The sequence below is a fragment of the Bradyrhizobium sp. JR4.3 genome, from assembly GCF_040547695.1.
GTDB lineage: Bacteria > Pseudomonadota > Alphaproteobacteria > Rhizobiales > Xanthobacteraceae > Bradyrhizobium > Bradyrhizobium canariense.
Genome location: NZ_JBEPQF010000004.1, coordinates 152,751 through 176,146, shown reverse-complemented (window position 1 = coordinate 176,146; position 23,396 = coordinate 152,751). Strand labels below are relative to the sequence as shown.

The following is a 23,396-nucleotide window of genomic DNA, read 5'->3' as shown; positions in this document are numbered from 1 at the left end:
GAACAGCAGCGCGCTTTCATTCTCATCACGGATTGATCCCGCAGGATCGATCTCACGGCGGCACGGAGCGGTGAATGACGCGAGTATTGATCACTGGAGGTGCGGGATTCATCGGGTCGCATGCGGCCGACGCGCTGCTGGCGGCCGGCTATGAAGTCCGCCTGCTCGACAATCTCTCGCCGCAGGTCCACGGAGGCAACCGCCAGCGTCCCGCGTATCTTGCCAAAGACGCGGAGCTCGTCGTCGGTGACGTCACCGACGCTCTCGCGGTCGATCATGCGTTGCGCGGCACCGACATGGTCCTGCATCTCGCATCAGCAGTCGGCGTCGGCCAGAGCATGTACGACATCGAACCCTACGTCAGAACCAACGAGCTCGGTACCGCCGTGCTGTTGCAGACACTGTCCAAGCGCCCGGTCGCGCGGCTCGTGGTGGCCTCGTCCATGAGCATCTACGGCGAGGGCCTTTACCGGAGCGCCGATCAGAGCGTGGTCGCCTGCGAGGAGCGGGCGGTCGAGCAGCTTCGCCGCGGCGATTGGGAGCTGCGCGATGCAGCCGGTAACCCGCTCGATCCTGTCCCTACGCCGGAGACAAAGCAGCCTTCGCTGAGCTCGATCTATGCGCTCAACAAATATGCGCAGGAGCGCATGTGCCTGATCACGGGCAAGGCTTATGGCATCCCGACCGTGGCGCTACGCTTCTTCAATGCGTTCGGGCCGCGTCAGGCCCTGTCCAATCCGTATACCGGCGTGCTGGCCATCTTTGCCGCCCGGCTGCTCAACGGCCGCCCTCCCCTCGTCTTCGAGGACGGCCGGCAGCGCCGCGATTTCGTCCATGTCCATGACGTTGCCCGCGCCTGCCGGTTGGCGCTGGAGGCGGAGCACGCGCAGGACGTCTTCAACGTCGGCTCGGGCCAGAGTCGCACCATCCTGTCGGTCGCGGAGGATCTGGCCGAAGTCATGGGGCGCCGCGACATTGCGCCGGAGCTGACGCGGAAATATCGCGCCGGGGATATCCGGCACTGCTTCGCCGACATGGGAAAATCCCGCGACGTGCTCGGCTTCGAGCCTCGCGTCGCATTCAAGAACGGGCTCGAAGAGCTGGCGGAATATCTCGCCGACCAGATCGCTGACGATCAGGCGGAGCGAGCCACCAGGGAGCTGCAGCAACGAGGATTGGTCGCGTGATGAGTGAACGAGACAACAGACCCGTCCTGATCACCGGCGGATGCGGGTTTATCGGCTGCAACCTCGCCGACCGCCTCGCGGAGCGCGGCGAGCCGGTGCTGATCCTGGATAATCTCGCCCGCGCCGGCGTGCGGGAGAATGCGCAGTGGCTGAAGTCCCGGCATGGCGACCGGGTCACAATCACCGTGGCCGATATTCGCGAGCCGATCCCGGTGATCGACGCCGTACGCGAAGCCCGCGCCGTGCTGCACTTGGCCGCCCAGGTCGCCGTCACCGACAGCGTGAGCGATCCGGCCGCCGATTTCGAGATCAACGCGCGAGGAACTTTGAACGTGCTCGAAGCCGTGCGCCTCCACAACAACGCAGCGCCGATCGTGTTCGCCTCGACCAACAAGGTCTACGGACGCCTGATCGACGATGGCGACATCGCGCTCACCGGCCGGCGCTACACGCCGACAAGCGACCTGCTCGCCGCCGGCATCTCGGAAAATGCGCCGCTCGACTTCTACAGTCCCTATGGATGCTCCAAGGGAACGGCGGATCAATACGTCCACGACTATGCGCGGGTCTATGGCCTCCAGACCGTCGTGATGCGGATGAGCTGCATCTATGGGCCCCGTCAATTCGGCACCGAGGATCAGGGCTGGATCGCGCATTTCCTGCTGAGCGCCATCCGCAGCCAGGAGCTGACGATCTATGGCGACGGCCATCAGGTCCGCGATGCGCTTCACGTCTCCGACGCGGCCTCGGCCTGGCTCGCCGTGCTCGATGGCATCGCGCTCGCCCGTGGACGCGTCTTCAATCTCGGCGGCGGTCCGGCCAACGCAATCAGTCTGCTGGAATTGATCGACCGCATCACCGATCTGACCGGCCGCAAGGTGGCCTATCGCTTTGCTGATTGGAGGCCGGGGGATCAGCCCTGGTACGTCACCGACACGCGCGCGCTCTCCAGCGCGCTCGGCTGGGCGCCTCAGGTTTCGTTCGCAGACGGCCTCCGATCCCTTCACACCTGGCTGGACGGCCGGTTCGGATCGTCACAAGGCAACCGCGAGGCGCTGGCATGACGCGTGTTGCCCTCATCAATCCAAACTGGGATTTTGGCGGCAGCATCTATTTCGGCTGCCGATCCCCTCACCTTCCGCTCGAACTCGGGATCTCCGAGCATTACCTGAAGGCGGCCGGGCACAAGACGCTGCTGCTCGACGCCCACATGTTCGATCTTTCCCTCGCCGATATCGAAGCCGAGCTGCGCGCGTTCGGCCCCGACCAGATCGTCATCACGACGGCACCGACCTATCTGTTCTGGCGCTGTGCCCCTCCCGAGCTCCGCGTTCCGCAGGAGCTCGCGATGGCGGTGCGCGATTTGGCTCCGATCCTCATCGCGGTGGGCCCGCATGGCTCGACTGTGCCAAGGACCGCGCTTCGAAAGCTCGGCACCGACATCGTCGTGATGGGCGAGTGCGAGGCGTCCTTGCTGCGTCTCGCCAATGGCGAGCGGGACTTTCCGGGCCTGTGCTTCGCCGATGGCGCATCGCTCCGTGTCAATGGCGGCCCGCAGGCCGTCGCGTTCAAGGATCAGCCGCCGCTCGACTGGCCGGAGGAGATGATCCGGCGGCACCATCATCACCATCATCGTTTCGAAGCCGAGCCGCAGGCGCCGGGAGCCGAGGTCGAGTCGTCCAGGGGATGTCCGTACAACTGCACCTTCTGCGCCAAGGAGAATTTCCGCAACGCTTACCGCAAGCGGCCTGCCTCCATCGTTCTCGAAGAGATCGACGGCCTGCGTCATCAGGGCATCGAATACGTCTATTTCATCGACGAGATTTTCCTTCCGAACGCGGAACTGCTGGAAGGGCTGACCACACGCGGGCTGAAGTTCGGAGTGCAGACCCGCATCGACCTCTGGAGGCCGGATATGCTGGCTCTGCTCGGCCGCGCCGGCTGCGTCTCGATTGAAGCCGGCATCGAGAGCCTGACCGTCGAAGGACGCGCCGCGCTCGCCAAGAACTGCAAGATGACGACCGACCAGCTTGCCGAACGGCTGGTCGAAGCGCGCCGTCACGTTCCTTTCGTGCAGGCCAATTTGATCGAAGTCCCCGAGGACGATGATCCCGTCGTGCAGCGCTGGCGCCGCACCATGCAGGATGCCGGCATCTGGGCCAACGATCCGGTCCCGCTGTATCCCTATCCGGGCTCGCCGGATTATCGAAAGCTGTGGGGCGAGCCCGACGATTTCGCCTGGGAGCGCGCACACCGGCACTATCTTGCGATGTTCGACCAGTTCAGCGACGTGCAGAACGATCGCCCGGTCCCGCTCGAGACTCTCGAACTGCAGGTGACATCATGAGCCGCAGCTCGCAGCTCAGGATCCTGATGACGACCGATACCGTCGGGGGCGTCTGGACCTACTCGTCCTCTCTTGCTTCGTCCCTTGCTGCGAAGGGCGCCGACGTCACCCTTGTGACGATGGGTCCGCGCGCGCGAGCCGGCCAGCTTGAGATGCTGCGTGGCTCGCGGGTCCGCCTGATCGAAACGGACCTTGCACTCGAATGGCAGGACCCGGAAGGACGAGATCTGCCCCAGGCCAGGCGCGTCCTTGCGAAGCTCGAAACCGGAATCAGGCCCGACGTCGTTCACCTCAATAGTTTTCGCGAGGCGACCTTCGCTTGGCGCGCTCCGGTGGTCGTCGTCGCACATTCCTGCGTCAACTCCTGGGGGCTCGCCTGCCGCGATACGAGCTGGCTCGGCGAACCGAAATGGCGCGGCTACACCGAGCGGGTGACGGCCGCACTCGACACGGCACAGGCCTGGGTTTGTCCCAGCCAGTCCTTCCACGACGACATTGCGGAAATTTATCGGCCTCGCTCGCGCGGCATCGTGATCTGGAATGGAATTGGCCCTCAAGGTCTCGCGGGACAGAAGCAAGACATGATCTTTGCGGCGGGCCGGCTCTGGGACCGCGCCAAGAACATCGAGGTCCTGGCGACTGCCGCGCCTGGGCTGGACTGGCCCGTTCAGGTGGCCGGGCCGGCGAACGAGTGCCCTTCGGCTTCCGTCACCTGGCTCGGGCATTTGCCTCACGAAGCCATGCGCGCGCACTTGCAGCACGCCGCTATCTTTGCCAGCCCCGCGCTCTATGAGCCGTTCGGCCTCTCCGTTCTGGAAGCCGCGGCGGCGGGATGCGCTCTCGTCCTGTCCAACATTCCCACTTTCAGGGAATTGTGGAGCGGGGCCGCGCTGTTCGTCGACCCCACCGACAGCAAGGCGCTGCATCGAGCACTCGCGGATCTGTGCACCGACGATCGCGAGCGAGTGCGGCTGCAACGTGCCGCCTTTGAGCATTCCCTGACCTACTCGCTGACCCGAACCACGAGCGCCTATTTCAGCCTCTACGAGGAGCTGCTTGCTGACCATCACGCGCCCGCCCCCATGGAGGTACGCGCATGAAATGCGTTCTGTTCTACCACGCGTTCACCTCCTGCTGGAACAACGGCAATGCCCATTTCCTGCGCGGCTATGCCCGCGAACTTCACGCGCTCGGTCATGAAGTCGTCGTGTTCGAGCCGATCGACGGCTGGAGCCGATTGAATGCGATCCGCGAGGGTGGCAGTCAAACGATGGAGGATATTCCAACGCTATTTCCCGGCATCGGCATCCGCCGCTACGATGCCTCCCTTAATCTCGATGAAGCCTTGCACGGCGCCGATCTCGTCGTCGTCCACGAATGGAATTCGCCTGATCTAATCGCAGACATCGGATCGAGACGGGCTCACGGCGCTCCGTTCACGCTGCTGTTCCACGACACCCATCATCGCGCCGTTAGCGCACCGGACGAACTTGCGCAGTTCGACCTCGACGGCTTCGACGGTGTGCTCGCCTTCGGCGAGGTCCTTCGTCAAATCTATCTGAAGCTCGGCTGGGCCGACCGGGCGTTCACCTGGCACGAGGCGGCCGACATCGCCCTGTACCATCCGCTGCCGCATGTCGAGCGCACCGACGATGTCGTCTGGATCGGAAATTGGGGCGACGGCGAACGCAGCACCGAGCTCAACGAATTTCTGGTCGAACCCGTGGCCGAGCTGAAGCTGCGCGCGGGGGTCTATGGCGTCCGCTATTCGGACGGGGCGCTCGACACCATTCAGGCGGCAGGCATTCGGTATGGCGGCTGGCTGCCCGCACACTGGGCTCCCATCGCTTTCGCCGGCGCACGCGCGACTGTCCACGTTCCCCGCGGCCCCTATGTCCGCTTGCTTCCGGGCATTCCAACCATTCGCGTCTTCGAGGCGATGGCCTGCGGCATTCCACTGGTCTCGGCCCCCTGGTCGGATGCGGAAGGCCTGTTCCCGGAAGGTGCCTATCTCAGCGCCTCCGACGGCACCGAAATGAAGCGGGCGCTTCGTGCGCTGCTCGATGACCCGGAGTTATGGTCCTCCACCGTGGAGACCGGACTCCGGACAATCAAGGAACGTCACACCTGCCGTCACCGGGCGGAGCAGCTTGTCGGCATCGTGCAGGACCTCCGGGCCACAGGCCACTCCAAAAAGCCCCTGCGATACATCGGAGCCTCCGCATGAAGATCTGCTTCTTCGGGTCCAGCCTCGTCTCATCCTACTGGAACGGTGCTGCCACCTATTACCGCGGCATGCTGAAGGAGATTGCGGCCCTCGGCCACGACGTCACATTCTTCGAGCCCGATGCCTTCGAGCGCCAGGCCCATCGCGACATCGACGATCCGGACTGGGCGAAGGTGGTGGTCTACGCCGCGACGCCCGACGGCTGGCGAAGCTCGCTTGAGGAAGCGGCCCGCTCGGCCGACATGCTGGTCAAGGCCAGCGGCGTCGGCGTCTTCGATCGGGAGCTGGAGAACGCGGTCGCCGAAATTCCGTCGAATGCGATGCGCATCTACTGGGACGTCGATGCCCCCGCGACGCTGGAATCGGTGGCGGACAATCCAGACCATCATCTGCGCCATGCGATCCGGTCCTACGACATGGTTTTGACCTATGGCGGCGGCGATGCTGTCGTATCCGCTTATCGCGGCATCGGCGCGCGAGACTGCGTGCCGATCTACAATGCGCTCGACCCCGCCACGCACTTTCCGGCGCCGCCCAATGCGCACTTCACCTGCGATCTGAGCTTGCTGGCAAACCGCCTCCCTGATCGCGAGCAGCGCGTCGAGCGGTTCTTTATCGATGTCGCCTGCCGATTGCCGGACAAGACATTCGTGCTCGGTGGATCGGGGTGGGACTCGAAAGACACGCCAGCCAATCTGCACAAGGTCGGGCATGTCGGGACCGGCGACCACAACGCGTTTTTCGGCTCCGCTCTGGCTACGCTGAACGTCAATCGCGATAGCATGGCCCGCTACGGCTTCTCGCCGCCAACGCGCGTGTTCGAAGCCATCGGTGCCGGAGCCTGCCTGATCACCGACCAGTGGGACGGCATCGATCATTTTCTCGAACCAGATCGCGAGGTGCTGGTGGCCGCGAGCGGGGCCGAGGTCGCAGAGCATCTTGCCGCACTGCGCCTCGACCGGGCTCAGGCGATCGCAGCGCGCGCTCGTGCGCGCATTCTGAGCCATCACACCTACCGGCAGCGCGCGCGCCAGTTCAACGATCTCTTTGCCGCAAGCAGTTCGCGAATCGAGGCAGCAGAATGAAGCTCACCATCGTCGTCGTCGGTCTTTCGGTTACTTCGTCCTGGGGCAACGGTCATGCCACGACCTACCGCGCCCTGATCGAAGCCCTGGCACGACGAGGTCACCACGTCACGTTTCTGGAACGCGACGTCCCCTGGTATCGCGAGCATCGTGATCTTGCCAAGCCTTCCGCTTGGACCGTCGAGCTTTATCAATCCTTGAAGGACATCCCGCAGCGTTTCGGCAAGATAATCCGCGATGCCGATCTGGTGGTCATCGGCTCCTACGTGCCCGACGGCATCGCGATCTCCGAATGGATCACGACCCACGCCAGGGGGATTACCGCCTTCTACGACATCGACACGCCAGTCACGCTTGCCAAGCTCGAGCAGGGCTTGGACTATCTTTCCGCGGCGATGATCCCGCGCTTCGATCTTTATTTGTCCTTTGCCGGCGGCCCGGTGCCCGGCATGATCGAGGAGAACTATGGCAGTCCGCTGGCTCGGGTGCTGTATTGCAGTGCCGACACCGACATCTACGCGCCACAACGCGTGGAGAAGAAGTGGGCATTAGGCTATCTCGGAACCTATAGCGAGGACCGGCAACCGGTTCTGGAGCAGTTGTTGCTCGCCCCTGCTCGCACTCTGTCACGCGAGCAATTCGTCGTCGCCGGGGCGCAGTATCCCGATGAGGTGGTCTGGCCCGCCAATGTCGCCCGGATCGAGCACCTCACGCCCAGACATCATCCGGGATTTTACGCAGAGCAACGCTTTACGCTAAACGCCACCCGCGCCGACATGCGCGCGCTCGGCTTCTCGCCCAGCGTTCGGCTGTTCGAAGCGGCCGCGTGCGGCACGCCCGTCATCTCGGACCGGTGGCCTGGAATCGAAACCGTCTTCGAGCCTTTCCGGGAAATCCTGCTCGCATCGAGCCCCCGCGACGTCGTGGAGATCCTGCGCGACATGCCCGAGGAGCAAAGGCGCACGATCGCGGAAAACGCACGGCGCCGCGTTCTGGCCGACCACACCTCCGACCATCGCGCCCGGCAAGTGGAGACCTACTATGCCGAGGCATCGGTCCGTCGCCGCCGGAAAGCCCCGCAACTTCCCGCCTCGCGTCCCATGCAGGTCGCCCAAATCTGAAAGGCAGCACCATGACACTTCAGACCCGCATCAACGCGTCCCGCCGCTCCCCCACCGTTCTGGTGGCCGGCGGCGCCGGCTTCATCGGATCCCACCTCTGCGACTCGCTTCTGCAGCGCGGCCACACCGTGATCTGCCTCGACAACCTGTTTACGGGAAGGATCGACAACATCCGGCCGCTGCTCAATCATCCGAATTTTCGCTTCATCGAACATGACGTGCGCGATCCCGTCGAGATCGAGGGCGACATCGACCGGATCTACAGCCTCGCCTGCCCGGCGTCGCCCCGTCACTATCAGAAAGATCCGGTCGGCACGATGAAGACGTGCGTGCTCGGCACCATCAACATGCTGGAGCTCGCGCAGCGGAAAGGCGCGCGGGTGCTGCAGGCATCGACTAGCGAGATCTACGGCGATCCGGAGGTCCATCCCCAGCCAGAAACCTATCTCGGCAACGTCAATCCGATCGGGCCCCGGGCCTGCTACGACGAGGGCAAGCGGGCCGCGGAAACGCTGATGTTCGATTACCATCGCATGTACGGGGTCGAAATCAAGGTCGCGCGCATCTTCAACACCTACGGACCCCGGATGCTGGAGAATGACGGACGCGTGGTCTCCAACTTCATCGTGCAGGCACTTCGCGGAGAGCCGATCACGATCTATGGAGGTGGTACGCAGACCAGGAGCTTCTGCTTCGTCGACGATCTCGTGCACGGCCTCCAGCTGCTCATGGAGAGTTCGTCTTCGATTACCGGTCCGTGCAATCTGGGCAATCCCCACGAGGTCACCATCGAGGCCATTGCGCGCGACGTGCTGGCGTACACGGAATCAATTTCCCCGCTCCGGTTCGAGGAGTTGCCCAAGGACGATCCAAAGCGCCGCAAACCGGTGATCGACACAGCCGTTCGAGCGCTGGGATGGCGCCCGCGCGTGGCGCTCAAAGACGGTCTCAAGGCGACGATCGCCTATTTCGCCATGCGCATGGCCGGGGAAGCGCCGGCACTCGTTCCGGCCATTGCACCGCGCCGGGGCGGACGTACCGGGGCACGCGGCAAGCTGACGATCGCCGATCGGCAGTGATCAGCGGAACTCCTCGCGAGCCCTCAAGCCCGTGAAGCAGCCGCGCCGCGGACCGACTTGCAGAGGTTCTCGAGATGGTACTGGTATTCGGAGATCGCGCGGTTCGCCATCCGGATCCGATTTTCCTGGCCTTCCTGGACCATCATGGTGATGCGTTGGGCTAGAAATACGCACGCATCGAATTCATCGTGGATCGCTCCACTACGGGCGAGAAAGTCCCATGCGATCTCATAGGCCTGTTCGGCAGCAGGATTGCGGTAGTCGTTGAAGATGATGTGCGTCATGACAGCAAAACGCGGATGAGAGGGTTTCGGTCCTGCGAGCCCATATGACAGCGCAGCCAGCCTCGGCGGCCGATACATGCCCGTAGGAACGAACGATTCCTGCCCGTGTTGACCCCGCAGTTCCTACCGACGGCTTTTTGTTCATGGTCAAGGATCTATCGCGTGAAACGGAGAAGGACGGCACCCGGAAGCTGATGATGGCGGGATCGGGAGTGGCCGCGGTCCTGTTTGTGGGTTTCATCGTCTGGTTCGCCGTCCCGCAGATGTCCGGGGCAACGGACTATCTGGGCCGCCCCTCCACAGGAGCCGGCTGCCTCAACGATCAGCAGCGCGAACAGCTCCGCTCCATCCTCTCATCAGCGCATGACCCCGCGATGGATCGCCCGAATTTCGAGATGATGATCGGTACTTCCGTGCCGCGCCAGTACGCTGATCGCGTGCCGCCGCATCGACGGATTGTAGAGAGGACAGCTTATGCCGAAAGCAAAAGAACCTGAAAACGATCCGAGAGAAACCCCGGTCGACGATCCGCGACAGCAGACCGATTTGCCAACCCACCGGCAGACGGACCAGCCTTGGCAGGGGAATCCCGAGAAGGAGCAGATCGACCCAAAGCGTCCCCCGATTGATCTGGAGCGGTGGCAAAAATCGAATACCCACTAGCTGCGACGCACGTACCTCGTTCACGCGTCGAGCTCATGGATGGTGGGCCGCAGGTCGCCCTCATCCGGATCGAGCGTTGCCAGCGTGATCGGCAGCTTGAAGCGCCTCGGACCGGCGCTTCCGGGATTCAGGAAAAGCACTCCGTTGATCGTGTTGACCTGCACCCGATGCGAATGTCCTGATATCACCACGTTCACACCGGTTGCCGCAGGGTCGATGGCCAGCGTCTTGAGATCGTGCAGAAGATAGAAGCAACGAGCGCCGAGGTGCACCGTTTCGGTTTCGGGATAGCGCCTCGCCCAGCTGCCGACGTCGACGTTTCCCCTGATGGCGGTGACGGGTGCTATTCGGCAAAGCCGCTCCAGAACCTCCGGCGCGCCGATATCACCGGCGTGGAGGATATGCGACACTCCCGCAAGACAGCGCTCGGCCTCCGGCCGGAGAAGGCCGTGCGTATCCGAGATCACTCCGATTCTCGTCAACATGTCAGGCCGGGACTTCAGTGCAGGACATCCATTGGCACTTTCCCGATCTCCTCACCCTCCTGGTTCGTGACCGGGATGGAAAAATGACGATTCCTGAGTTCGGGACGCTCCGCGAGGCTTTTTCTCGGACAACGCAGTCCCGCAAGCGGGGCTCCGACCGCTACGGGTCAGGAGTACAAAATCGCAGGAGATAGTAATTAGGGATGCAAAATCGCGGAATTTGGTAGCGGGAGAGGGAAACGCTACCAGGTCCAAGTTGAAGCAAAATCTTGAGATTTTCCAGCACGTTGGCCGGATTGGAGTAGCGGATTTGACGGTGTTACATCCCATCCGGATGTCTCACGCCAGCTGCCTCCGGAAAGGCTGCCAACGTGTCTCGTCCCTCCTACCTCGCCCGGCGCGGCGACGGTCGCTATTTCCTCCAGATTCGGTTGGGGAAACAGGCCGCTCGGCTCTTTGGGCTCCCCCTTCTTCGTGTCAGCCTCAGGACCGGGAACTTCAATGAGGCGAGGCGCCGGCTGGTGGATAATCTCGATTGGGTACAGGAGCTGATCGAGGCTCCCGACCTGGAAGCCATGGGAACCGTGCTCGACGTACGGCTGCAGGCCTATGTCGGCCGCGGCTCGCCGGCTGACGAGCGGCTTTTGGCCGAGCGCTGCGCCTTCGAGCATGAGGTCCGACGCTTTCTCACGCGGGCGCAGGAACGCGGCTACGCCTACGCGATGCACTTTCCGCAGATGCCGACCCTTTGGGTCGACTTCGTCAACCAGAACAAGGCCGCTGAAACCAGCATTGCCCGGCTCAATGTCCGCCGTTCCTACGAAGCCGGCCGCCGCGAGGCCACCGAAGCAACCAAGGAAGGCTGGGCGTCGGAGCCGAAGGCGGCTTTGCCAGCACGTCGGGACGGCTTCGATCCAGTTGCCATGATCGATCGGCTCGTTCAGGACGCAGTGGCTCAGCGCGTGGCCCAGCTGGTACCGGCCAATGTCGCCCCGTTGCGCCGTCCATCGCACCGCTCGCGGTTACTGCCCCGACTCAGCCGACCAACTCCGACGATCCGACCGCGAGCAATTCCGATCGCATGTCCTCGTTGCTACGGGAATTTCTGCGGCCGGCCAGCCGAAAGCGCCAGCACACGATGAAGGGCCGCGGCGAGGCCGAGGCCGTCGTGCAGTTCGCGATCGATTTCCTTGGCGATCCCCGGATGAACGAGCTCACCGACGACAAGTGGAAGCTGCTCGACGAGGCGCTGCCCGACATTCCGAACCGCAGCAACATCCCGCGCGAGGCTGCAAAAACACTCTTCCAGCGCTTCAAGTACGCGGAAGAACGCGGCTGGTCCGAGCTCACCCGCGTCACCACAACCACGATCAAAAGCAGGTACTGGGGCGGTCTGTACAAGTTCATCGATTGGACCATCCAGGAGAAGCGCTACAGCGGAGCGCGCTACACGTTTGAGTGCATCGACCCGGAGAACCTGGCACCGCTGCCGCGCGACGCGTTCGATGATGACGAACTGCTCAAGCTTTTGACGCAGCCGCTGTTCACCGGCTGCAAGAACCGCATGCACGTCTGGCAGCCGGGCGGATACCTGGTGCAGTCCCATATCTATTGGGGTTTTCTGATCTGCATCTTGACCGGCATGCGACCGGGCGAGGTTGGCCAGATCAAGTGCGCCGACATCAGGACCGACAATCAGTTCTTCTATTTCGATCTGAGACCATTCGATGCGCGGAGCGGACGCGTTGCCCTGCAGGACTTGCGTAACCTCAAAACCAACGCGGCCGGTCGGGTCATTCCCGTTCATCCTTTGCTGATCGAATTAGGCTTGCTCGAGCGGATGCAGGAGTTGATGGACAAGGGCGAGGAACGCCTGTTTCCCGAGTGGGACGTCTACATCAGGAAAGATGGCACGCAGCGCTGGTCTCAGCCGCTGAGCAAGTCGTGGCAATACGCAAAGAAGCTTTTGAAGTTGAGCCGCGCCGACTTGACGCTTTACAGCACGCGGCACCTCATGGCCGATTGGCTCGACGGCGGCGGCATCGCTCAGCGGACGCGCGACCGCATTCTCGGGCACGCCAGCGACGTTCGCGGTCGTTATGGCCGCAAAGGCATTCTCGATCCGCAAATCGCGGCGAAGATCGAGGCGCTCGAACCGCCAGTGATCAAGCGGATGAGGGAGATCCTGCTCGCGGCGAAGAATCGCGCCGACGCCGGTGGGCTCACGGTCCTAAAGACTTATTGAGTTTTCGCCGGCCTGAATGGCGAACCTAAAACGATTCGAATCGCAGCCTGACGGCGCGGCAGAAGCCCCGGAAGAATGTGATCGACCAGGGCAGTCGCGCCGGTCGTCGCGCTGCCGACGGTGTTTCCCGTCATGTCGACGTCCCGCTCGCCCTCGGCGCTATCGGGCTTCTCGTCGGCTGCAGAGGACCACGACGCTTTCTTGCGCAAACACGGAGAACTTCCCGAGCGCAATCAACGGCGGCCCCTCTCCCCTACCTTCGAGCACGTCGGGTGGCCGCTCTCGGCTGGACCTCGTTTCGCCGGAATAGGCACGCGCTGATATACGCCGCCCTAGCCGGCGCCCAACTCAAACTTCATCGCCTCATGATTGGTGATGACTTCTCGCACGACCAGCGCATGCAGCTTCTGGACAAAATCCGGATCGAGCCCGCTCTGGGCGGCTAGGGTGCGAAGCCGCTTCAATTGCGCCGCTTCACGTCTGGGATCCCGAGACACCAGTCCATGTCTGGCCTTGAGCTCTCCGATCGCATCAGTACAGCGAAAGCGTTCTGCGAGCAGGTGCACCATCGCCGCATCCAGATTGTCGATGCTGCGGCGCAGCTTGGCCAGATCGCCGGCAAACTCCTGGTCATCATCCGTCATCGATGGGCACCTCCAGACAGCGTCGCGGCGGATAACCCGCCCTTCTGCAGAATGAAGCCCGCGATCTCATCGACACCTTGGCCACTCTTCAGATTGGAGAAAACGAACGGTCGCGCGCCTCGCATCCGTCGTGCGTCTGCTTCCATGATTTCCAGATTCGCGCCCACCAGGGGAGCCAGATCGATCTTGTTGATCACCAGCAGATCGGATCGCATGATCCCCGGCCCTCCCTTGCGCGGGATCTTCTCTCCTGCGGCGACGTCGATCACGTAGACGGTCAGGTCCGCAAGCTCCGGGCTGAAGGTGGCGGCGAGATTGTCACCGCCCGACTCGACGAAGCAGAGCTCCGCGTCCGGAAACTTCAGGTTCATGTCATGGATCGCCGCCAGGTTCATCGATGCGTCCTCCCGTATGGCCGTATGCGGACAGCCACCCGTTTCCACTCCCATGATGCGCTCTGCCCCCAACGCTTGCGCGCGAGTCAGAATGAGCTGATCCTCCTTAGTGTAGATGTCGTTCGTGATGACGTAGATCTCGTAGAAATCACGTAGGTGCTTGCACAGCGCCTCGACCAGCGCCGTCTTTCCAGAACCGACCGGACCGCCGATTCCGACGCGCAGTGGCCCGTTGGTTGCCGGAATGCCAAGTGTGCGGAGAGACCTGCTCTCGCGTTCAATCGTTCTCATGACCGAAACAACCTCGTATACTGGAGCTCGTGCGCGATGGACGCGAGCTCAACCATCAGGCCCGCCGAACCGAGATCGTTGACCGTCTCACGGCTTGCGATTTCACTGCGCGACAGGATCGCCTGCTCGAGCGCCGCGATGGCAAGCTGACCATCGGTCTGACCGAGAGGCACCAATCGCACGCCCGCGCTCACCAGATTGGCGACGTAGCTGTGCAGGAACGCCGGTAGCGCGATTTCGACGGCAATCCGTTCGCGCGCCGCTCGCGCTCCGAGCAGGACAGCCAACACCGGCGGACATCTCGGGTCGGAGAACATGTCCAGAATTCGATCCGGCCAGACACTGCGAAGGGTCGTAAGGCAGGCAGACGATTGTTGTGCGGATTCGAGCACGAATTCGGATGTGCCGCGGGAAGCGGCTGCGAGTTCGGCCAGATCCGGGAGTTTGTCCTCGGTGCCTTCGGCCACGCATCGGTAGGCTTCGTTAAAGAAGATTGCTTCGTTTCGGCCGGAGCCATAACAGAGGTCGGCCTCGAGCCAATCGATCAGGCTGCGCCGATCGGAGACATAGCCGGCCTCCACGGCCCACTCCAGTCCGTGCGAGTAGCTGTAGGCCCCGTTCGGGAACGCCGGCGAGAGCCAGCTCTGCAACCTCAGGAACGCCAGCGCCTTGTGTCCATAACTTTCGTCTGTCATCGCACCACCATGCCGGCAACGCGTCAGTACATGAAATAGCGCTGCGCCATCGGGACCACATTCACCGGCGGGCAAGTGAGGAGCCGTCCGTCGGCCCGCACCTCGTAGGTTTCGGGATCGACTTCCATATGGGGCAACGCGTCGTTGAGAATCATGGAATGCTTGCCGATCGATCGCGTGTTCGCGACCGGCAGGAGTTGCTTTGCCAAGCCCAGCTGTCTCGTCGTTTCGAGCGAGGCCTGACTGACGAAGGTCACGGAATTTCTGCCGGGAGAACGGCCAAAGGCGCCGAACATAGGCCGGTAGTATTCCGGTTGAGGCGTCGGTATCGATGCATTGGGATCGCCCATGATCGCGGCGACGATCACGCCGGATTTCAGGACCATGTCGGGTTTGACGCCGAAGAACGCCGGATCCCAGATGACGATGTCCGCGAGCTTTCCGACCTCGAGCGAGCCAACATAACGTGACATTCCCTGAACGATAGCCGGATTAATCGTGTATTTCGCGACGTAGCGCCGAGCCCTGAAATTGTCGTTATGCCCGGTCTCCTCCGGCAACCGCCCGAACTGCTTTTTCATCTTGTCGGCAGTCTGCCACGTCCGCGTGATCACCTCGCCGACGCGCCCCATCGCCTGGCTATCCGACGACACGATCGAGAACGCGCCGAGATCGTGCAGGATGTCCTCTGCGGCGATCGTCTCCCTTCGTATGCGGCTCTCCGCGAAGGCGACATCCTCCGGGATACGGCGATCCAAGTGGTGGGTCACCATCAGCATATCGAGCGCTTCGTCGAGCGTGTTGGCGGTGTAAGGACGCGTTGGATTTGTCGAGGCTGGGATGACGTTCCTCTCGCCGCAGACCTTGATGATGTCCGGCGCATGCCCGCCGCCGGCCCCTTCCGTATGGGCCGCATGGATCGTCCTGCCCTTGAACGCGGCGATCGTGCTCTCGACGAACCCGCCTTCGTTCAGGGAATCGGTGTGGATCATGACCTGCACGTCCATGTCGTCGGCGACAGAGAGACAGCAGTCGATCGATGCGGGCGTTGCGCCCCAGTCTTCGTGCAGCTTCAAGCCACACGCGCCGGCTTCGATCTGCTCGACCAGGCCCGCGGGTACGCTCGCATTGCCCTTTCCGAAAATGCCGAAGTTCATCGGGAACCCATCCAGCGCCTCGAGCATCCGATGGATGTGCCATGGCCCCGGCGTGCAGGTCGTCGCCGTCGTCCCTGCGGCAGGCCCGGTCCCACCACCCATCATGGTTGTGACGCCCGAGAAGAGCGCCTCGTCGATCTGCTGCGGGCAGATGAAATGAATGTGCGTATCCATTCCGCCGGCGGTGATGATCTTGCCCTCGCCCGCGATGATTTCTGTCCCCGGCCCAATGATGATCGAGACACCCGGCTGTATGTCGGGGTTGCCCGCCTTGCCGATGGCGGCAATGAGCCCGTCCTTGATCGCGATGTCGGCCTTGACGATTCCCCAGTGATCGAGGATCAGCGCGTTGGTAATGACCGTATCGACCGCTCCCTGCGCGCGCGTGAGTTGCGATTGTCCCATGCCGTCGCGAATGACCTTGCCGCCGCCGAACTTTACCTCCTCGCCATAGATCGTGAGGTCCCTCTCGGGCTCGATGAACAGGTCGGTGTCCGCCAGGCGCACCCTGTCGCCGACCGTAGGGCCGAACATCTGCGCATAGGCGCTACGGCTCATCGTGTGGGACATATCTTCCTCACCTTATTCGTTGGCGCCGGACGCATCGGTCCCTGATTCCAGAGGTCCCATCACGCCGCCGCTGAAGCCGTAGATGCGCCGCGCTCCGGCAAACGGAATCAATGAGACCTCGCGCGACTGACCCGGCTCAAACCGAACGGCCGTCCCGGCCGGGATATCGAGGCGGCATCCACGGGCCAAGGATCGATCGAACGCGAGTGCGGCATTCACTTCGACGAAATGATAGTGGCTGCCCACCTGGACCGGCCGGTCGCCGGTGTTGGCTACGGCAATCGATGGTCCGGTCCTGTCCCCGTTCAGGACGACGTCGCCGTCAGCCGGAATGACCTCCCCGGGGATCATGCCACGCCTCCAAGCAGCAGCAGTCCGACAAGCCCGGCGCATACGCCCGCGGCGCGAAGCAAACTTCTTCTGGCCGCGTGTGCTCCCCAGAACCCGATGACCATTCCGGTCAGGAGAAGAGCGGCGGTCGCCGTTGTGAAGCCGATCAGGTAGGGAACAAGCATCGAGGCGGCTTCAGTTCCATGTGCGTGACCATGGAAGAACGCGAACAGCCCCACGGCCGCCGCGCCCAGCATCACGGGCATCCTGAATTCGAACGCAACGAACGCTCCAAGTGCCACCACCGAGAGGCTGATCGCCGCCTCCACGAAGCCCATCTGAAGTCCTGCGCTTGCCGCAGCGAAGCCGCCCAGCATCGCGATCAGAAAAGTCAGCGGCCACACGGCTCTCGCGGATCCGCCCACAAGCGCGCTCCACGTTCCCACCAAGGTGATCGCAATCAGATGATCCGCGCCGCTGAATGGATGGACGAGACCGGCGTCGAACGAACTGGCCGCGTCCGGAATGGGATGAGCGAAGGCCGGCGAGGCAAGCACGCTCAGCGCGACGACACAGAACGGTAGGATACGCATCATCAGCTCCTATCGGATCGGGTTGTGCACGGGGACGAGCTTCGTCCCGTCCGGAAACGTTGCCTCCACCTGGACCTCGCGGATCATTTCCGGGATACCCTCCATGACCTGGTCGCGGCGCAGAAGCCGGCCGCCTTCAGACATCAGATCCGCGACCGATCGTCCATCGCGGGCACCTTCCATGATGGCATCCGCAATCAATGCGATGCTTTCGGGATAATTCAGCTTGACGCCTCGCGCGAGCCGGCCGCGCGCAACGATCGCGGCGAGGGCGATCATCAGCTTGTCTCGTTCCCGTGGTGTCAGATTCAAATGCTCCTCCCACTTGGCCGCGCTGCTAACAGGACCACATCTTCGGCACTCCGAAGGGACCGGATCCGAGTTCATGGTCGAGTTGATCGAGGAAGCGGCGCAGACCTCGCCTGAGATCCACGCTTGCAATCGCGGCGACCCGGACCACGATGATCGCGCCCACGATCGTGACGCCGCACGCACATTCCAGGGAAGCACCGATCTCGCGCAATCTCTCGAGCCGGGCCTCAAGACCCGGACCGAAATAGATCATTGTCGCGACCGCCTTCCAGTTCGAGAGCAGCGCCGTCTTCCGAAGCTGCAGGAGGGCCTGGTCTGACGCGAGGAAGCCATCTGCCCATACCAGACGGCCGTCGACCCTGACGCGCCAGCTGTCCAGGATATGTCCGGCAAGAACCTCCTCGCCGCTTTCGATGCGGCCAAGAACCAGCCACTCGAGGGCAATCAATTCGGTGCCCGAGCTCAGATCGATCTCGGTCTGTCGCGCGATCCGCGCCTGGTCGAAGACGATGGTCTCTTGTGGAAGCCACGCAAGCCGAGCACGTCCCTCAGCCCTTAACCGCGTCCGGATGCGGGCAGGCCGATCGAGCGCCCGATAGACCTTCTCCGCGGCCTGTGTGGTCACTGCGACCGACGCATTGCCTTGAGCGACCACCTCGATCCTGATCTCGTCGCCGCCTGCAACACCACCCGAGGTATTGATGAGGACCGCTTCCTTGCGCCGACGATCGTCGACATTCGGGAACGCGACGGCCATCGGAAATTTCTGATAGACGTCAATGATCTCCGTGCCGTTTGCCTCGCCGGAGAACACCACGCGAGCCTCCCCGGCAGCGCGCTGCAGATCGAGTTTTTCCGTGGCGCTCCGCCTTTCTTCCGGATGGCCGGGATAACCCGCGGATGTACCGCGAGAGCGCTCGTGAATTGCTTCAAACATCCGTCTCGCGGCTCGTGATTGACCTTGTGTGTCTCGCATGTCGGCGAGGGGGAGGCCGAGCGTGGAACGGCAATGCCGACCACGCCCGGATCTCGTGTCGCGAAGCCAGGATCAGAAACCCGCAAGCCCCTGGGAGCTGTTGTAGGGGATCTTGACGCTGCTAATCTCCTTCAGCGAACCGTCGGGCTGGGTGCTGTAGCTGACCAGCTTCGAGGCGTTGCCGTAGATCTGATAGAGATAGGCGCCGTCCGGCGAGAGCCAGCTATCGCTGGGACCGCTCGTCACGGTTCCGTTCAATCCCCTCGCGGTGCCGTCGCCGGGGACCTTCGGGCACGCCGGATCGCACGCAATCTCCAGGCCGCTACCGTTGATCCGGTAGCTGCTGATGTTGCTGTATCCGAAATTCGTCGCGTAGATCGTGCGATCATCGGGCGAGACGGCGAGCCAGCACAGCTCGGACGGAAGACCCGCGCTGGTGTCGATCTTGACGAGCGGACCGATCTTGATCGAGCCGTTCTTCTCGATGGTGCAGATCGAGCATCCGTCGCCGACGGCATAGCCGATCACGAACGTATTCGGGCGCTGATGCAGGAACGCGATGTAGAACGGAGAACCGCCCTTCGCGTCGTAGAACCTGGCCGTGCCGAGCGAGCCGTCCTTTTGTAGGGCGAACACAGCGAGGCCGTCCGGATCCGGCGCATTCGACGCGATCGAGTGCAACGCGCCGCCGGCGCGCTGGACCCAGAGAATCGGCGAGCCGTCGGGATACAGGCCGGTGAGCGCGATCGGCTCATCGAAAGTGGTGCCGACGAGCACCAGCTCCTCGTTGGGCGAGACCACGACCATGGTGGAGACACGGTTGCGCTTGCTGTACGTGTTGACCGAGTATCGCTCAGGCCGCGTCTTGAGCATGCCTTCGGCATCGACTGACATCAGCCGAAGATGATCCGGTCCGAACGAGTGCAGCACGAAGAGGGTGCGGGTCGACGGAGCGAAAGCCAGCGATTTGGCCGTGCCGCTCCTGCCATCGACCGGGTTGCCGGTCGACTTCACGTCGAGCAGCGTCAGATGACCGTCGCTATCCAGGCGGAAGCTCGAAACGGAGTTGTCTCCGCCATTGGTCGCAAACATGAAGCGCCGATCGGATGTTATGATGACGCTTCCCGCGCCCTCAAAGGAGTTGGGCGCGCTGTCCTGGCCGCTGATCGGCTTGAATTCACCGGAGCCGGCGCCGCCCGTCTTGATGCGCGCGACCTCGGCCAGCTTGCCGTCCGCCTGTCGCGTGTAGTGAATAATGGCGTTATCGATCTCGTTGGTCTGGATATAGAGATGTCCAGTCTGCCCCTTCGACATTCCCATCTCACTCGCCGTCGCTTCTTTAGCCATCTCTCGCTCCTTTGATGATTGGCTTTGGTAAATCGAATGACTTTCAGTGACCCGCACCATGGCTATGGCTTCAACGGGGGGTATCCATCGACGTAAACCCAGTCGGACGTCCGCACGGGCACATGGCACGCCTGGCATTGAGCCTTGTAATTCGTCGTTGTCGTTTTTGACCGATCGCCCGCGTCGAACCAGGACCATCCCCAACCGTCGCCCCAGAGCGGGCTCCCCGGGTGACTGTTCGGCGCGTCCTTCACCATGACGAACCAGCCCTTCAAAGCATCGGCGCGGCTGACGGTACCAGTCGTCATTTCAGAGGTTGTCGCCTTGAACACCTCCTTGACCAGCACCGCACCGTCCGGGAAGCGCTTGTCCTTCCGATAGGCGTCAATCACTCCCGGCGAGGCGTACACGACGTGAAGCTCCTTCGAGCCGTGACTGTCGTCTGCCGCAATCGCCCAGCTTCCGAGGAGCTGATAGGTCGTACGATAATCATCTGGCACGTGCAGACGCCCGTCGCGGTCGGCGACACTCGCACCGGTCGAAACAGCATCCACCGCGTTCGCCCACAGCTGTGACTGCCTGATCGCGGACGCGACTCCAAGGATCACGACGAAGGCAACACAAGCGGCTTTGAGGACTTTCATGCCGATCTTCCGCCCATTGCGCGCTCAGCGCGCGTCCTTGTTGTCCAGCAGCGGATAGAACTGGGTCCAGACCTCATCCTTCTTGGCGTTGGCGATATGGCAGTAGGCGCACTCGTCTTTCGACTTCACCTTGGCCATCGACGCCTTTGGTTCGTGGTGATTGAAGTTGAAATAGCCCCACCCGTTGGTGTCGGCGAAGCGCTTCGAGTCCTTGACGGTCACGTCGGCGCCGTTCCACTTGCCCGGGAAGTAGCCACGTCCCGACGCTTCCGTTCGCGAGCCGTCGGCATTCTCCTGCGGCAACGTCAGCTGAAGCTCCTTGAACAGTATCGTCCCCTCGGGGAATTCACCGGTCTTCTTGTAGATCGCGTACGAGCCCGGCTCGATATAGACGTTGTGGAATTCCGGGAAGTTCGCCTGCCCGCCGTTGAGGGCGTTTGGCGTCAGCGGCGAGCCGACATAGACCCACTCGTGGAAATTCTTCGGCAGAAGCAACTGCCCGTCCGCGGTATATTCCGGCAGATAGCGCGTAACGCTCTGGGCATTGGTATCCTTGAGCGATCCGAAGAACAGGATCGTTGCGACCGCACTGCCTGCGATGACTGCCGCTGCTGCCTGGACTCTCACGCGCATTGTCTTCTCCCGCGACTGCGGCCGAACGCGCGAGGCGCCGGCACGATTGACCTGTCGAGAGATGACTTAGCCAGTCGCGCAAAATCTTGCGCGTTGGGGATTGCCTTTGCTTTGGCCATCTTGATGCATTCGGTGCCGAACTTGCGATCGCCGAAGAGGTTCACACTTCGGAAGCAAGACGCGCGGCCCAATCGGCGCTGCGACCACGGCGCGGACGGCCATGGAAACGACCGAGGGTGCAGGGTCAGCGGGTGAGATCCGAAAGCGGGGTTGCTCTCAGGTGCCGCATCACTTGAGAACGTTCGCTGCACGGGGAGGACGGCTTTGCCCTCATATGGCCTGCCAATGGCTGGAGACCGATTGGAAGTGTCGGCAGGCGCGAAGCCGCCGGACATCGATTCTGCGGGTGGGTTGACCGATGGATCACGCAGATCGTTCGTTATACCCGCAGGGGGCGCTCGCGGCAGATCCGGTAATTGTCCTGCCAGGGACGAAGCCGCTCGAAAGCCGCGCTCGCGGCCAGTACGTCGAAGTCGGCGTTTCGCCGACCTATGATTTGCATCCCGACCGGAAGACCGTCGGACAAACCCGCCGGGATCGAGGCCGCCGGATGGCCTGTGAAGTTGACGAAGTAGGTCAGGCACCATCCGATGAGAGGATCTATGTCGACACCATTGATCGAATTTGGTCCAGCCGTGTTGCCATCGCTGGCGTTGTCGACCGGCGGGCACGCGACAGTCGGCGTGACCAACAGATCGAATCTCTCAAGGACGTTCTGGAAGGCAGCGTAGACCTCCGACCGGACGGCCTGGTCGCGGAAGAAATCGAGCCCCGACATGCGATTGGTCTTCTCGACCCAATCCATGTATTCGGGTGGAAAGTCGTCACGATGCTTTCCGAACAGATCGATGCCGTCGCGCTTCATGTTCTCGATCGCCTGCAGGTTCAGAAGCATGTAGAGACGCGACCAGACGTCGCTCAGCTCCCGTTGCGGGCGGGCGATGCCGAGCTTCACTTCCTCAACGTGAGCGCCAGCTTCCTCGAACGCCTGTACCGCGCGGCCGACCGTCTCCGCGACTTTCCCGTCGACCGGAAAAACGTCCAGATTCGGACTATAGGCAATCTTGAGGCCACGGATTGAACGACGGGTCGCCGCGGTGAAGTCGACGGGCGGCTCGATCAGGCTGAAGGGATCTCGTGGATCAGGGCCGGCAAGTACGTTCAACGCGATGGTGGCATCTTCGACCGTCCGCGTGATGGGCCCTTCGAACAGGAACGGAGAGTCGGCCACTCCGAACGCGTTGGGGCGCACGAGAAACGGCACGCGTCCGAACGACGCCTTGTAGCCATACACTCCACACCAGGCGGAGGGGATTCGTATCGAGCCGCCAGCGTCCGTACCTTCTGCAATGGGTAGCAGTCCATCGGCGACCGCCGCGGCGCTTCCTCCGGATGAACCACCCGTGTTTTTGGCAAGATTGAACGGGTTGCGCGTGGGACCGAACAGATAATTGTCGCAGGTGCCTCGGAATCCCATCAGAGGGCTGTTGGTCTTGCCGAGGAACACAGCTCCGCCACGCTTCTCCATGCGCTCGCAGAACACGCAGTAACCGTTCACGACGTGGTGCTTGAGCGCGCGGATGCCGCCCAGGCTCGCAGGCCAGCCCGGCTTGAAGTCGAACAGATCCTTGAGCGCCGACGGGATGCCATGCAGTGGCCCCCACCGCTCGCCGGCGACCAATGCGCGCTCGGCCTCTTTCGCTCTCGTGCGGGCGCCGTCGAAATCGAGATAGACCAGCGCATTCAGGCTCGGATTGCGCGCTTCGATGCGCCGGATGAACGCATCGACCACTTCAACCGGCGACAGATCACTCCGCCGGATGCGAGCTGCCAGCTCGTGCGCGGTGAGGTAAGCGAGTTCGTCGGAATGCAAGGGTTGGCTCACGCTCGACATCGTTTCCTCCTTTTGAACCACTTCAGGACGAAGCCGCATTTGACATTGAAACAGTTCCTGACTGCGCAGCCGCGATTGCTTCGTCTTTCGCAATCTTGATGCATTCACCGCGACGGCCATCGACAAGGCACC

27 protein-coding genes are annotated in these 23,396 nt (G+C 62.6%); 12 read left to right on the top strand and 15 right to left on the bottom strand.

Annotated elements, in window-relative coordinates:
- Positions 1-74: 74 nt before the first annotated feature.
- Genes ABIB91_RS09440 through ABIB91_RS09405 form a run of 8 tightly spaced genes read left to right on the top strand, consistent with a single transcriptional unit; the run spans position 75 to position 9,046 of the window.
- Positions 75-1,187 carry an NAD-dependent epimerase/dehydratase family protein gene (locus ABIB91_RS09440; protein WP_354160273.1) on the top strand — a complete coding sequence of 371 codons (1,113 nt, stop codon included), beginning with the start codon at positions 75-77 and terminating at the stop codon, positions 1,185-1,187.
- The gene (locus ABIB91_RS09435; RefSeq protein WP_354160271.1) at positions 1,187-2,251 is read left to right on the top strand and encodes a GDP-mannose 4,6-dehydratase; all 1,065 of its coding nucleotides are present in this window, start codon (positions 1,187-1,189) and stop codon (positions 2,249-2,251) included. The genes ABIB91_RS09440 and ABIB91_RS09435 overlap by 1 nt, the downstream gene beginning before the upstream one ends.
- Positions 2,248-3,534 (top strand): TIGR04295 family B12-binding domain-containing radical SAM protein, encoded by a 1,287-nt coding sequence (locus ABIB91_RS09430; RefSeq protein WP_354160269.1) that lies wholly within the window; start codon positions 2,248-2,250, stop codon positions 3,532-3,534. Before ABIB91_RS09435 ends, ABIB91_RS09430 begins: the two co-directional genes overlap by 4 nt.
- Complete coding sequence (locus ABIB91_RS09425; protein WP_354160267.1) at positions 3,531-4,634, top strand: glycosyltransferase family 4 protein; 1,104 nt, start codon at positions 3,531-3,533, stop codon at positions 4,632-4,634. The genes ABIB91_RS09430 and ABIB91_RS09425 overlap by 4 nt, the downstream gene beginning before the upstream one ends.
- Complete coding sequence (locus tag ABIB91_RS09420; protein WP_354160265.1) at positions 4,631-5,761, top strand: CgeB family protein; 1,131 nt, start codon at positions 4,631-4,633, stop codon at positions 5,759-5,761. The genes ABIB91_RS09425 and ABIB91_RS09420 overlap by 4 nt, the downstream gene beginning before the upstream one ends.
- Positions 5,758-6,846 carry a CgeB family protein gene (locus ABIB91_RS09415; protein ID WP_354160263.1) on the top strand — a complete coding sequence of 363 codons (1,089 nt, stop codon included), beginning with the start codon at positions 5,758-5,760 and terminating at the stop codon, positions 6,844-6,846. Before ABIB91_RS09420 ends, ABIB91_RS09415 begins: the two co-directional genes overlap by 4 nt.
- The gene (locus tag ABIB91_RS09410) at positions 6,843-7,967 is read left to right on the top strand and encodes a CgeB family protein (protein WP_354160261.1); all 1,125 of its coding nucleotides are present in this window, start codon (positions 6,843-6,845) and stop codon (positions 7,965-7,967) included. The genes ABIB91_RS09415 and ABIB91_RS09410 overlap by 4 nt, the downstream gene beginning before the upstream one ends.
- Before the next feature lie 11 nt (positions 7,968-7,978).
- A complete protein-coding gene (locus ABIB91_RS09405) occupies positions 7,979-9,046 on the top strand; it encodes a UDP-glucuronic acid decarboxylase family protein (protein ID WP_354160259.1) in 1,068 nt (355 codons plus the stop codon).
- Positions 9,047-9,069: 23 nt separating this feature from the next.
- On the opposite strand, the gene ABIB91_RS09400 is transcribed toward ABIB91_RS09405, so the two are convergent.
- The gene (locus ABIB91_RS09400; protein ID WP_219681643.1) at positions 9,070-9,330 is read right to left on the bottom strand and encodes a hypothetical protein; all 261 of its coding nucleotides are present in this window, start codon (positions 9,328-9,330) and stop codon (positions 9,070-9,072) included.
- A gap of 143 nt (positions 9,331-9,473) precedes the next feature.
- On the opposite strand from ABIB91_RS09400, the gene ABIB91_RS09395 reads away from it, so the two are divergent.
- Together ABIB91_RS09395 and ABIB91_RS09390 are read left to right on the top strand one after the other, a co-directional pair.
- Positions 9,474-9,827 carry a hypothetical protein gene (locus tag ABIB91_RS09395; protein ID WP_354160257.1) on the top strand — a complete coding sequence of 118 codons (354 nt, stop codon included), beginning with the start codon at positions 9,474-9,476 and terminating at the stop codon, positions 9,825-9,827.
- Positions 9,805-9,993, top strand: coding sequence for a hypothetical protein (locus ABIB91_RS09390; protein ID WP_007596149.1), 189 nt, complete (start codon positions 9,805-9,807; stop codon positions 9,991-9,993). Before ABIB91_RS09395 ends, ABIB91_RS09390 begins: the two co-directional genes overlap by 23 nt.
- A gap of 20 nt (positions 9,994-10,013) precedes the next feature.
- Here ABIB91_RS09390 and ABIB91_RS09385 read toward each other — a convergent pair whose 3' ends face one another.
- On the bottom strand, positions 10,014-10,478 hold the full coding sequence (locus ABIB91_RS09385) for a metallophosphoesterase family protein (RefSeq protein ID WP_354160255.1): 465 nt from the start codon (positions 10,476-10,478) through the stop codon (positions 10,014-10,016).
- 371 nt (positions 10,479-10,849) lie between these two features.
- Between ABIB91_RS09385 and ABIB91_RS09380 the strand changes: the two genes are divergently transcribed.
- On the top strand, positions 10,850-11,620 hold the full coding sequence (locus ABIB91_RS09380; RefSeq protein WP_354160253.1) for a hypothetical protein: 771 nt from the start codon (positions 10,850-10,852) through the stop codon (positions 11,618-11,620).
- Positions 11,560-12,723 (top strand): site-specific integrase, encoded by a 1,164-nt coding sequence (locus ABIB91_RS09375; RefSeq protein WP_354160251.1) that lies wholly within the window; start codon positions 11,560-11,562, stop codon positions 12,721-12,723. Before ABIB91_RS09380 ends, ABIB91_RS09375 begins: the two co-directional genes overlap by 61 nt.
- Here ABIB91_RS09375 and ABIB91_RS09370 read toward each other — a convergent pair.
- The 13 genes from ABIB91_RS09370 to ABIB91_RS09310 form a co-directional block, all read right to left on the bottom strand.
- Complete coding sequence (locus tag ABIB91_RS09370) at positions 12,717-12,932, bottom strand: hypothetical protein (protein ID WP_354160249.1); 216 nt, start codon at positions 12,930-12,932, stop codon at positions 12,717-12,719. The genes ABIB91_RS09375 and ABIB91_RS09370 overlap by 7 nt on opposite strands.
- Before the next feature lie 123 nt (positions 12,933-13,055).
- Positions 13,056-13,367: a chorismate mutase gene (locus ABIB91_RS09365; protein ID WP_354160247.1), complete on the bottom strand. Its 312-nt coding sequence runs from the start codon at positions 13,365-13,367 to the stop codon at positions 13,056-13,058.
- Positions 13,364-14,053: an urease accessory protein UreG gene (gene ureG, locus ABIB91_RS09360; RefSeq protein WP_354160246.1), complete on the bottom strand. Its 690-nt coding sequence runs from the start codon at positions 14,051-14,053 to the stop codon at positions 13,364-13,366. The genes ABIB91_RS09365 and ureG overlap by 4 nt, the downstream gene beginning before the upstream one ends.
- Entirely contained in the window at positions 14,050-14,634 is a 585-nt protein-coding gene (locus ABIB91_RS09355) for an urease accessory protein UreF (RefSeq protein ID WP_354160245.1), read from the bottom strand. Before ABIB91_RS09355 ends, ureG begins: the two co-directional genes overlap by 4 nt.
- Before the next feature lie 137 nt (positions 14,635-14,771).
- Positions 14,772-16,475, bottom strand: a complete 1,704-nt coding sequence (ureC, locus tag ABIB91_RS09350; protein WP_354160243.1) for an urease subunit alpha — start codon at positions 16,473-16,475, stop codon at positions 14,772-14,774.
- Positions 16,476-16,487: 12 nt separating this feature from the next.
- A complete protein-coding gene (locus ABIB91_RS09345) occupies positions 16,488-16,826 on the bottom strand; it encodes an urease subunit beta (protein WP_354160241.1) in 339 nt (112 codons plus the stop codon).
- On the bottom strand, positions 16,823-17,398 hold the full coding sequence (locus tag ABIB91_RS09340; protein ID WP_354236221.1) for a HupE/UreJ family protein: 576 nt from the start codon (positions 17,396-17,398) through the stop codon (positions 16,823-16,825). Before ABIB91_RS09340 ends, ABIB91_RS09345 begins: the two co-directional genes overlap by 4 nt.
- A gap of 9 nt (positions 17,399-17,407) precedes the next feature.
- A complete protein-coding gene (locus ABIB91_RS09335; protein WP_354160237.1) occupies positions 17,408-17,710 on the bottom strand; it encodes an urease subunit gamma in 303 nt (100 codons plus the stop codon).
- Between the two features lie 25 nt (positions 17,711-17,735).
- Positions 17,736-18,647, bottom strand: a complete 912-nt coding sequence (locus ABIB91_RS09330; protein WP_354160235.1) for an urease accessory protein UreD — start codon at positions 18,645-18,647, stop codon at positions 17,736-17,738.
- Positions 18,648-18,758: 111 nt separating this feature from the next.
- Positions 18,759-20,033, bottom strand: a complete 1,275-nt coding sequence (locus ABIB91_RS09325; protein ID WP_354160233.1) for a beta-propeller fold lactonase family protein — start codon at positions 20,031-20,033, stop codon at positions 18,759-18,761.
- A 62-nt stretch (positions 20,034-20,095) separates the two neighbouring features.
- Positions 20,096-20,677 carry a cytochrome P460 family protein gene (locus tag ABIB91_RS09320; RefSeq protein WP_354160231.1) on the bottom strand — a complete coding sequence of 194 codons (582 nt, stop codon included), beginning with the start codon at positions 20,675-20,677 and terminating at the stop codon, positions 20,096-20,098.
- A 24-nt stretch (positions 20,678-20,701) separates the two neighbouring features.
- On the bottom strand, positions 20,702-21,310 hold the full coding sequence (locus tag ABIB91_RS09315) for a cytochrome P460 family protein (protein ID WP_354160229.1): 609 nt from the start codon (positions 21,308-21,310) through the stop codon (positions 20,702-20,704).
- A gap of 439 nt (positions 21,311-21,749) precedes the next feature.
- Entirely contained in the window at positions 21,750-23,384 is a 1,635-nt protein-coding gene (locus ABIB91_RS09310) for an amidase (protein ID WP_354213006.1), read from the bottom strand.
- Positions 23,385-23,396: the final 12 nt, after the last annotated feature.

Excerpts from the sequence above, each read along its gene's own strand:
- ABIB91_RS09440 (WP_354160273.1), top strand. The coding sequence starts at position 75 with ATGACGCGAGTATTGATCACTGGAGGTGCGGGATTCATCGGGTCGCAT.
- ABIB91_RS09435 (WP_354160271.1), top strand. The coding sequence starts at position 1,187 with ATGAGTGAACGAGACAACAGACCCGTCCTGATCACCGGCGGATGCGGG.
- ABIB91_RS09430 (WP_354160269.1), top strand. The coding sequence starts at position 2,248 with ATGACGCGTGTTGCCCTCATCAATCCAAACTGGGATTTTGGCGGCAGC.
- ABIB91_RS09425 (WP_354160267.1), top strand. The coding sequence starts at position 3,531 with ATGAGCCGCAGCTCGCAGCTCAGGATCCTGATGACGACCGATACCGTC.
- ABIB91_RS09420 (WP_354160265.1), top strand. The coding sequence starts at position 4,631 with ATGAAATGCGTTCTGTTCTACCACGCGTTCACCTCCTGCTGGAACAAC.
- ABIB91_RS09415 (WP_354160263.1), top strand. The coding sequence starts at position 5,758 with ATGAAGATCTGCTTCTTCGGGTCCAGCCTCGTCTCATCCTACTGGAAC.
- ABIB91_RS09410 (WP_354160261.1), top strand. The coding sequence starts at position 6,843 with ATGAAGCTCACCATCGTCGTCGTCGGTCTTTCGGTTACTTCGTCCTGG.
- ABIB91_RS09405 (WP_354160259.1), top strand. The coding sequence starts at position 7,979 with ATGACACTTCAGACCCGCATCAACGCGTCCCGCCGCTCCCCCACCGTT.
- ABIB91_RS09400 (WP_219681643.1), bottom strand. The coding sequence starts at position 9,330 with ATGACGCACATCATCTTCAACGACTACCGCAATCCTGCTGCCGAACAG.
- ABIB91_RS09395 (WP_354160257.1), top strand. The coding sequence starts at position 9,474 with ATGGTCAAGGATCTATCGCGTGAAACGGAGAAGGACGGCACCCGGAAG.
- ABIB91_RS09390 (WP_007596149.1), top strand. The coding sequence starts at position 9,805 with ATGCCGAAAGCAAAAGAACCTGAAAACGATCCGAGAGAAACCCCGGTC.
- ABIB91_RS09385 (WP_354160255.1), bottom strand. The coding sequence starts at position 10,478 with ATGTTGACGAGAATCGGAGTGATCTCGGATACGCACGGCCTTCTCCGG.
- ABIB91_RS09375 (WP_354160251.1), top strand. The coding sequence starts at position 11,560 with ATGTCCTCGTTGCTACGGGAATTTCTGCGGCCGGCCAGCCGAAAGCGC.
- ABIB91_RS09365 (WP_354160247.1), bottom strand. The coding sequence starts at position 13,367 with ATGACGGATGATGACCAGGAGTTTGCCGGCGATCTGGCCAAGCTGCGC.
- ureG (WP_354160246.1), bottom strand. The coding sequence starts at position 14,053 with ATGAGAACGATTGAACGCGAGAGCAGGTCTCTCCGCACACTTGGCATT.
- ureC (WP_354160243.1), bottom strand. The coding sequence starts at position 16,475 with ATGTCCCACACGATGAGCCGTAGCGCCTATGCGCAGATGTTCGGCCCT.
- ABIB91_RS09345 (WP_354160241.1), bottom strand. The coding sequence starts at position 16,826 with ATGATCCCCGGGGAGGTCATTCCGGCTGACGGCGACGTCGTCCTGAAC.
- ABIB91_RS09340 (WP_354236221.1), bottom strand. The coding sequence starts at position 17,398 with ATGCGTATCCTACCGTTCTGTGTCGTCGCGCTGAGCGTGCTTGCCTCG.
- ABIB91_RS09330 (WP_354160235.1), bottom strand. The coding sequence starts at position 18,647 with ATGTTTGAAGCAATTCACGAGCGCTCTCGCGGTACATCCGCGGGTTAT.
- ABIB91_RS09325 (WP_354160233.1), bottom strand. The coding sequence starts at position 20,033 with ATGGCTAAAGAAGCGACGGCGAGTGAGATGGGAATGTCGAAGGGGCAG.
- ABIB91_RS09320 (WP_354160231.1), bottom strand. The coding sequence starts at position 20,677 with ATGAAAGTCCTCAAAGCCGCTTGTGTTGCCTTCGTCGTGATCCTTGGA.
- ABIB91_RS09315 (WP_354160229.1), bottom strand. The coding sequence starts at position 21,310 with ATGCGCGTGAGAGTCCAGGCAGCAGCGGCAGTCATCGCAGGCAGTGCG.
- ABIB91_RS09310 (WP_354213006.1), bottom strand. The coding sequence starts at position 23,384 with ATGGCCGTCGCGGTGAATGCATCAAGATTGCGAAAGACGAAGCAATCG.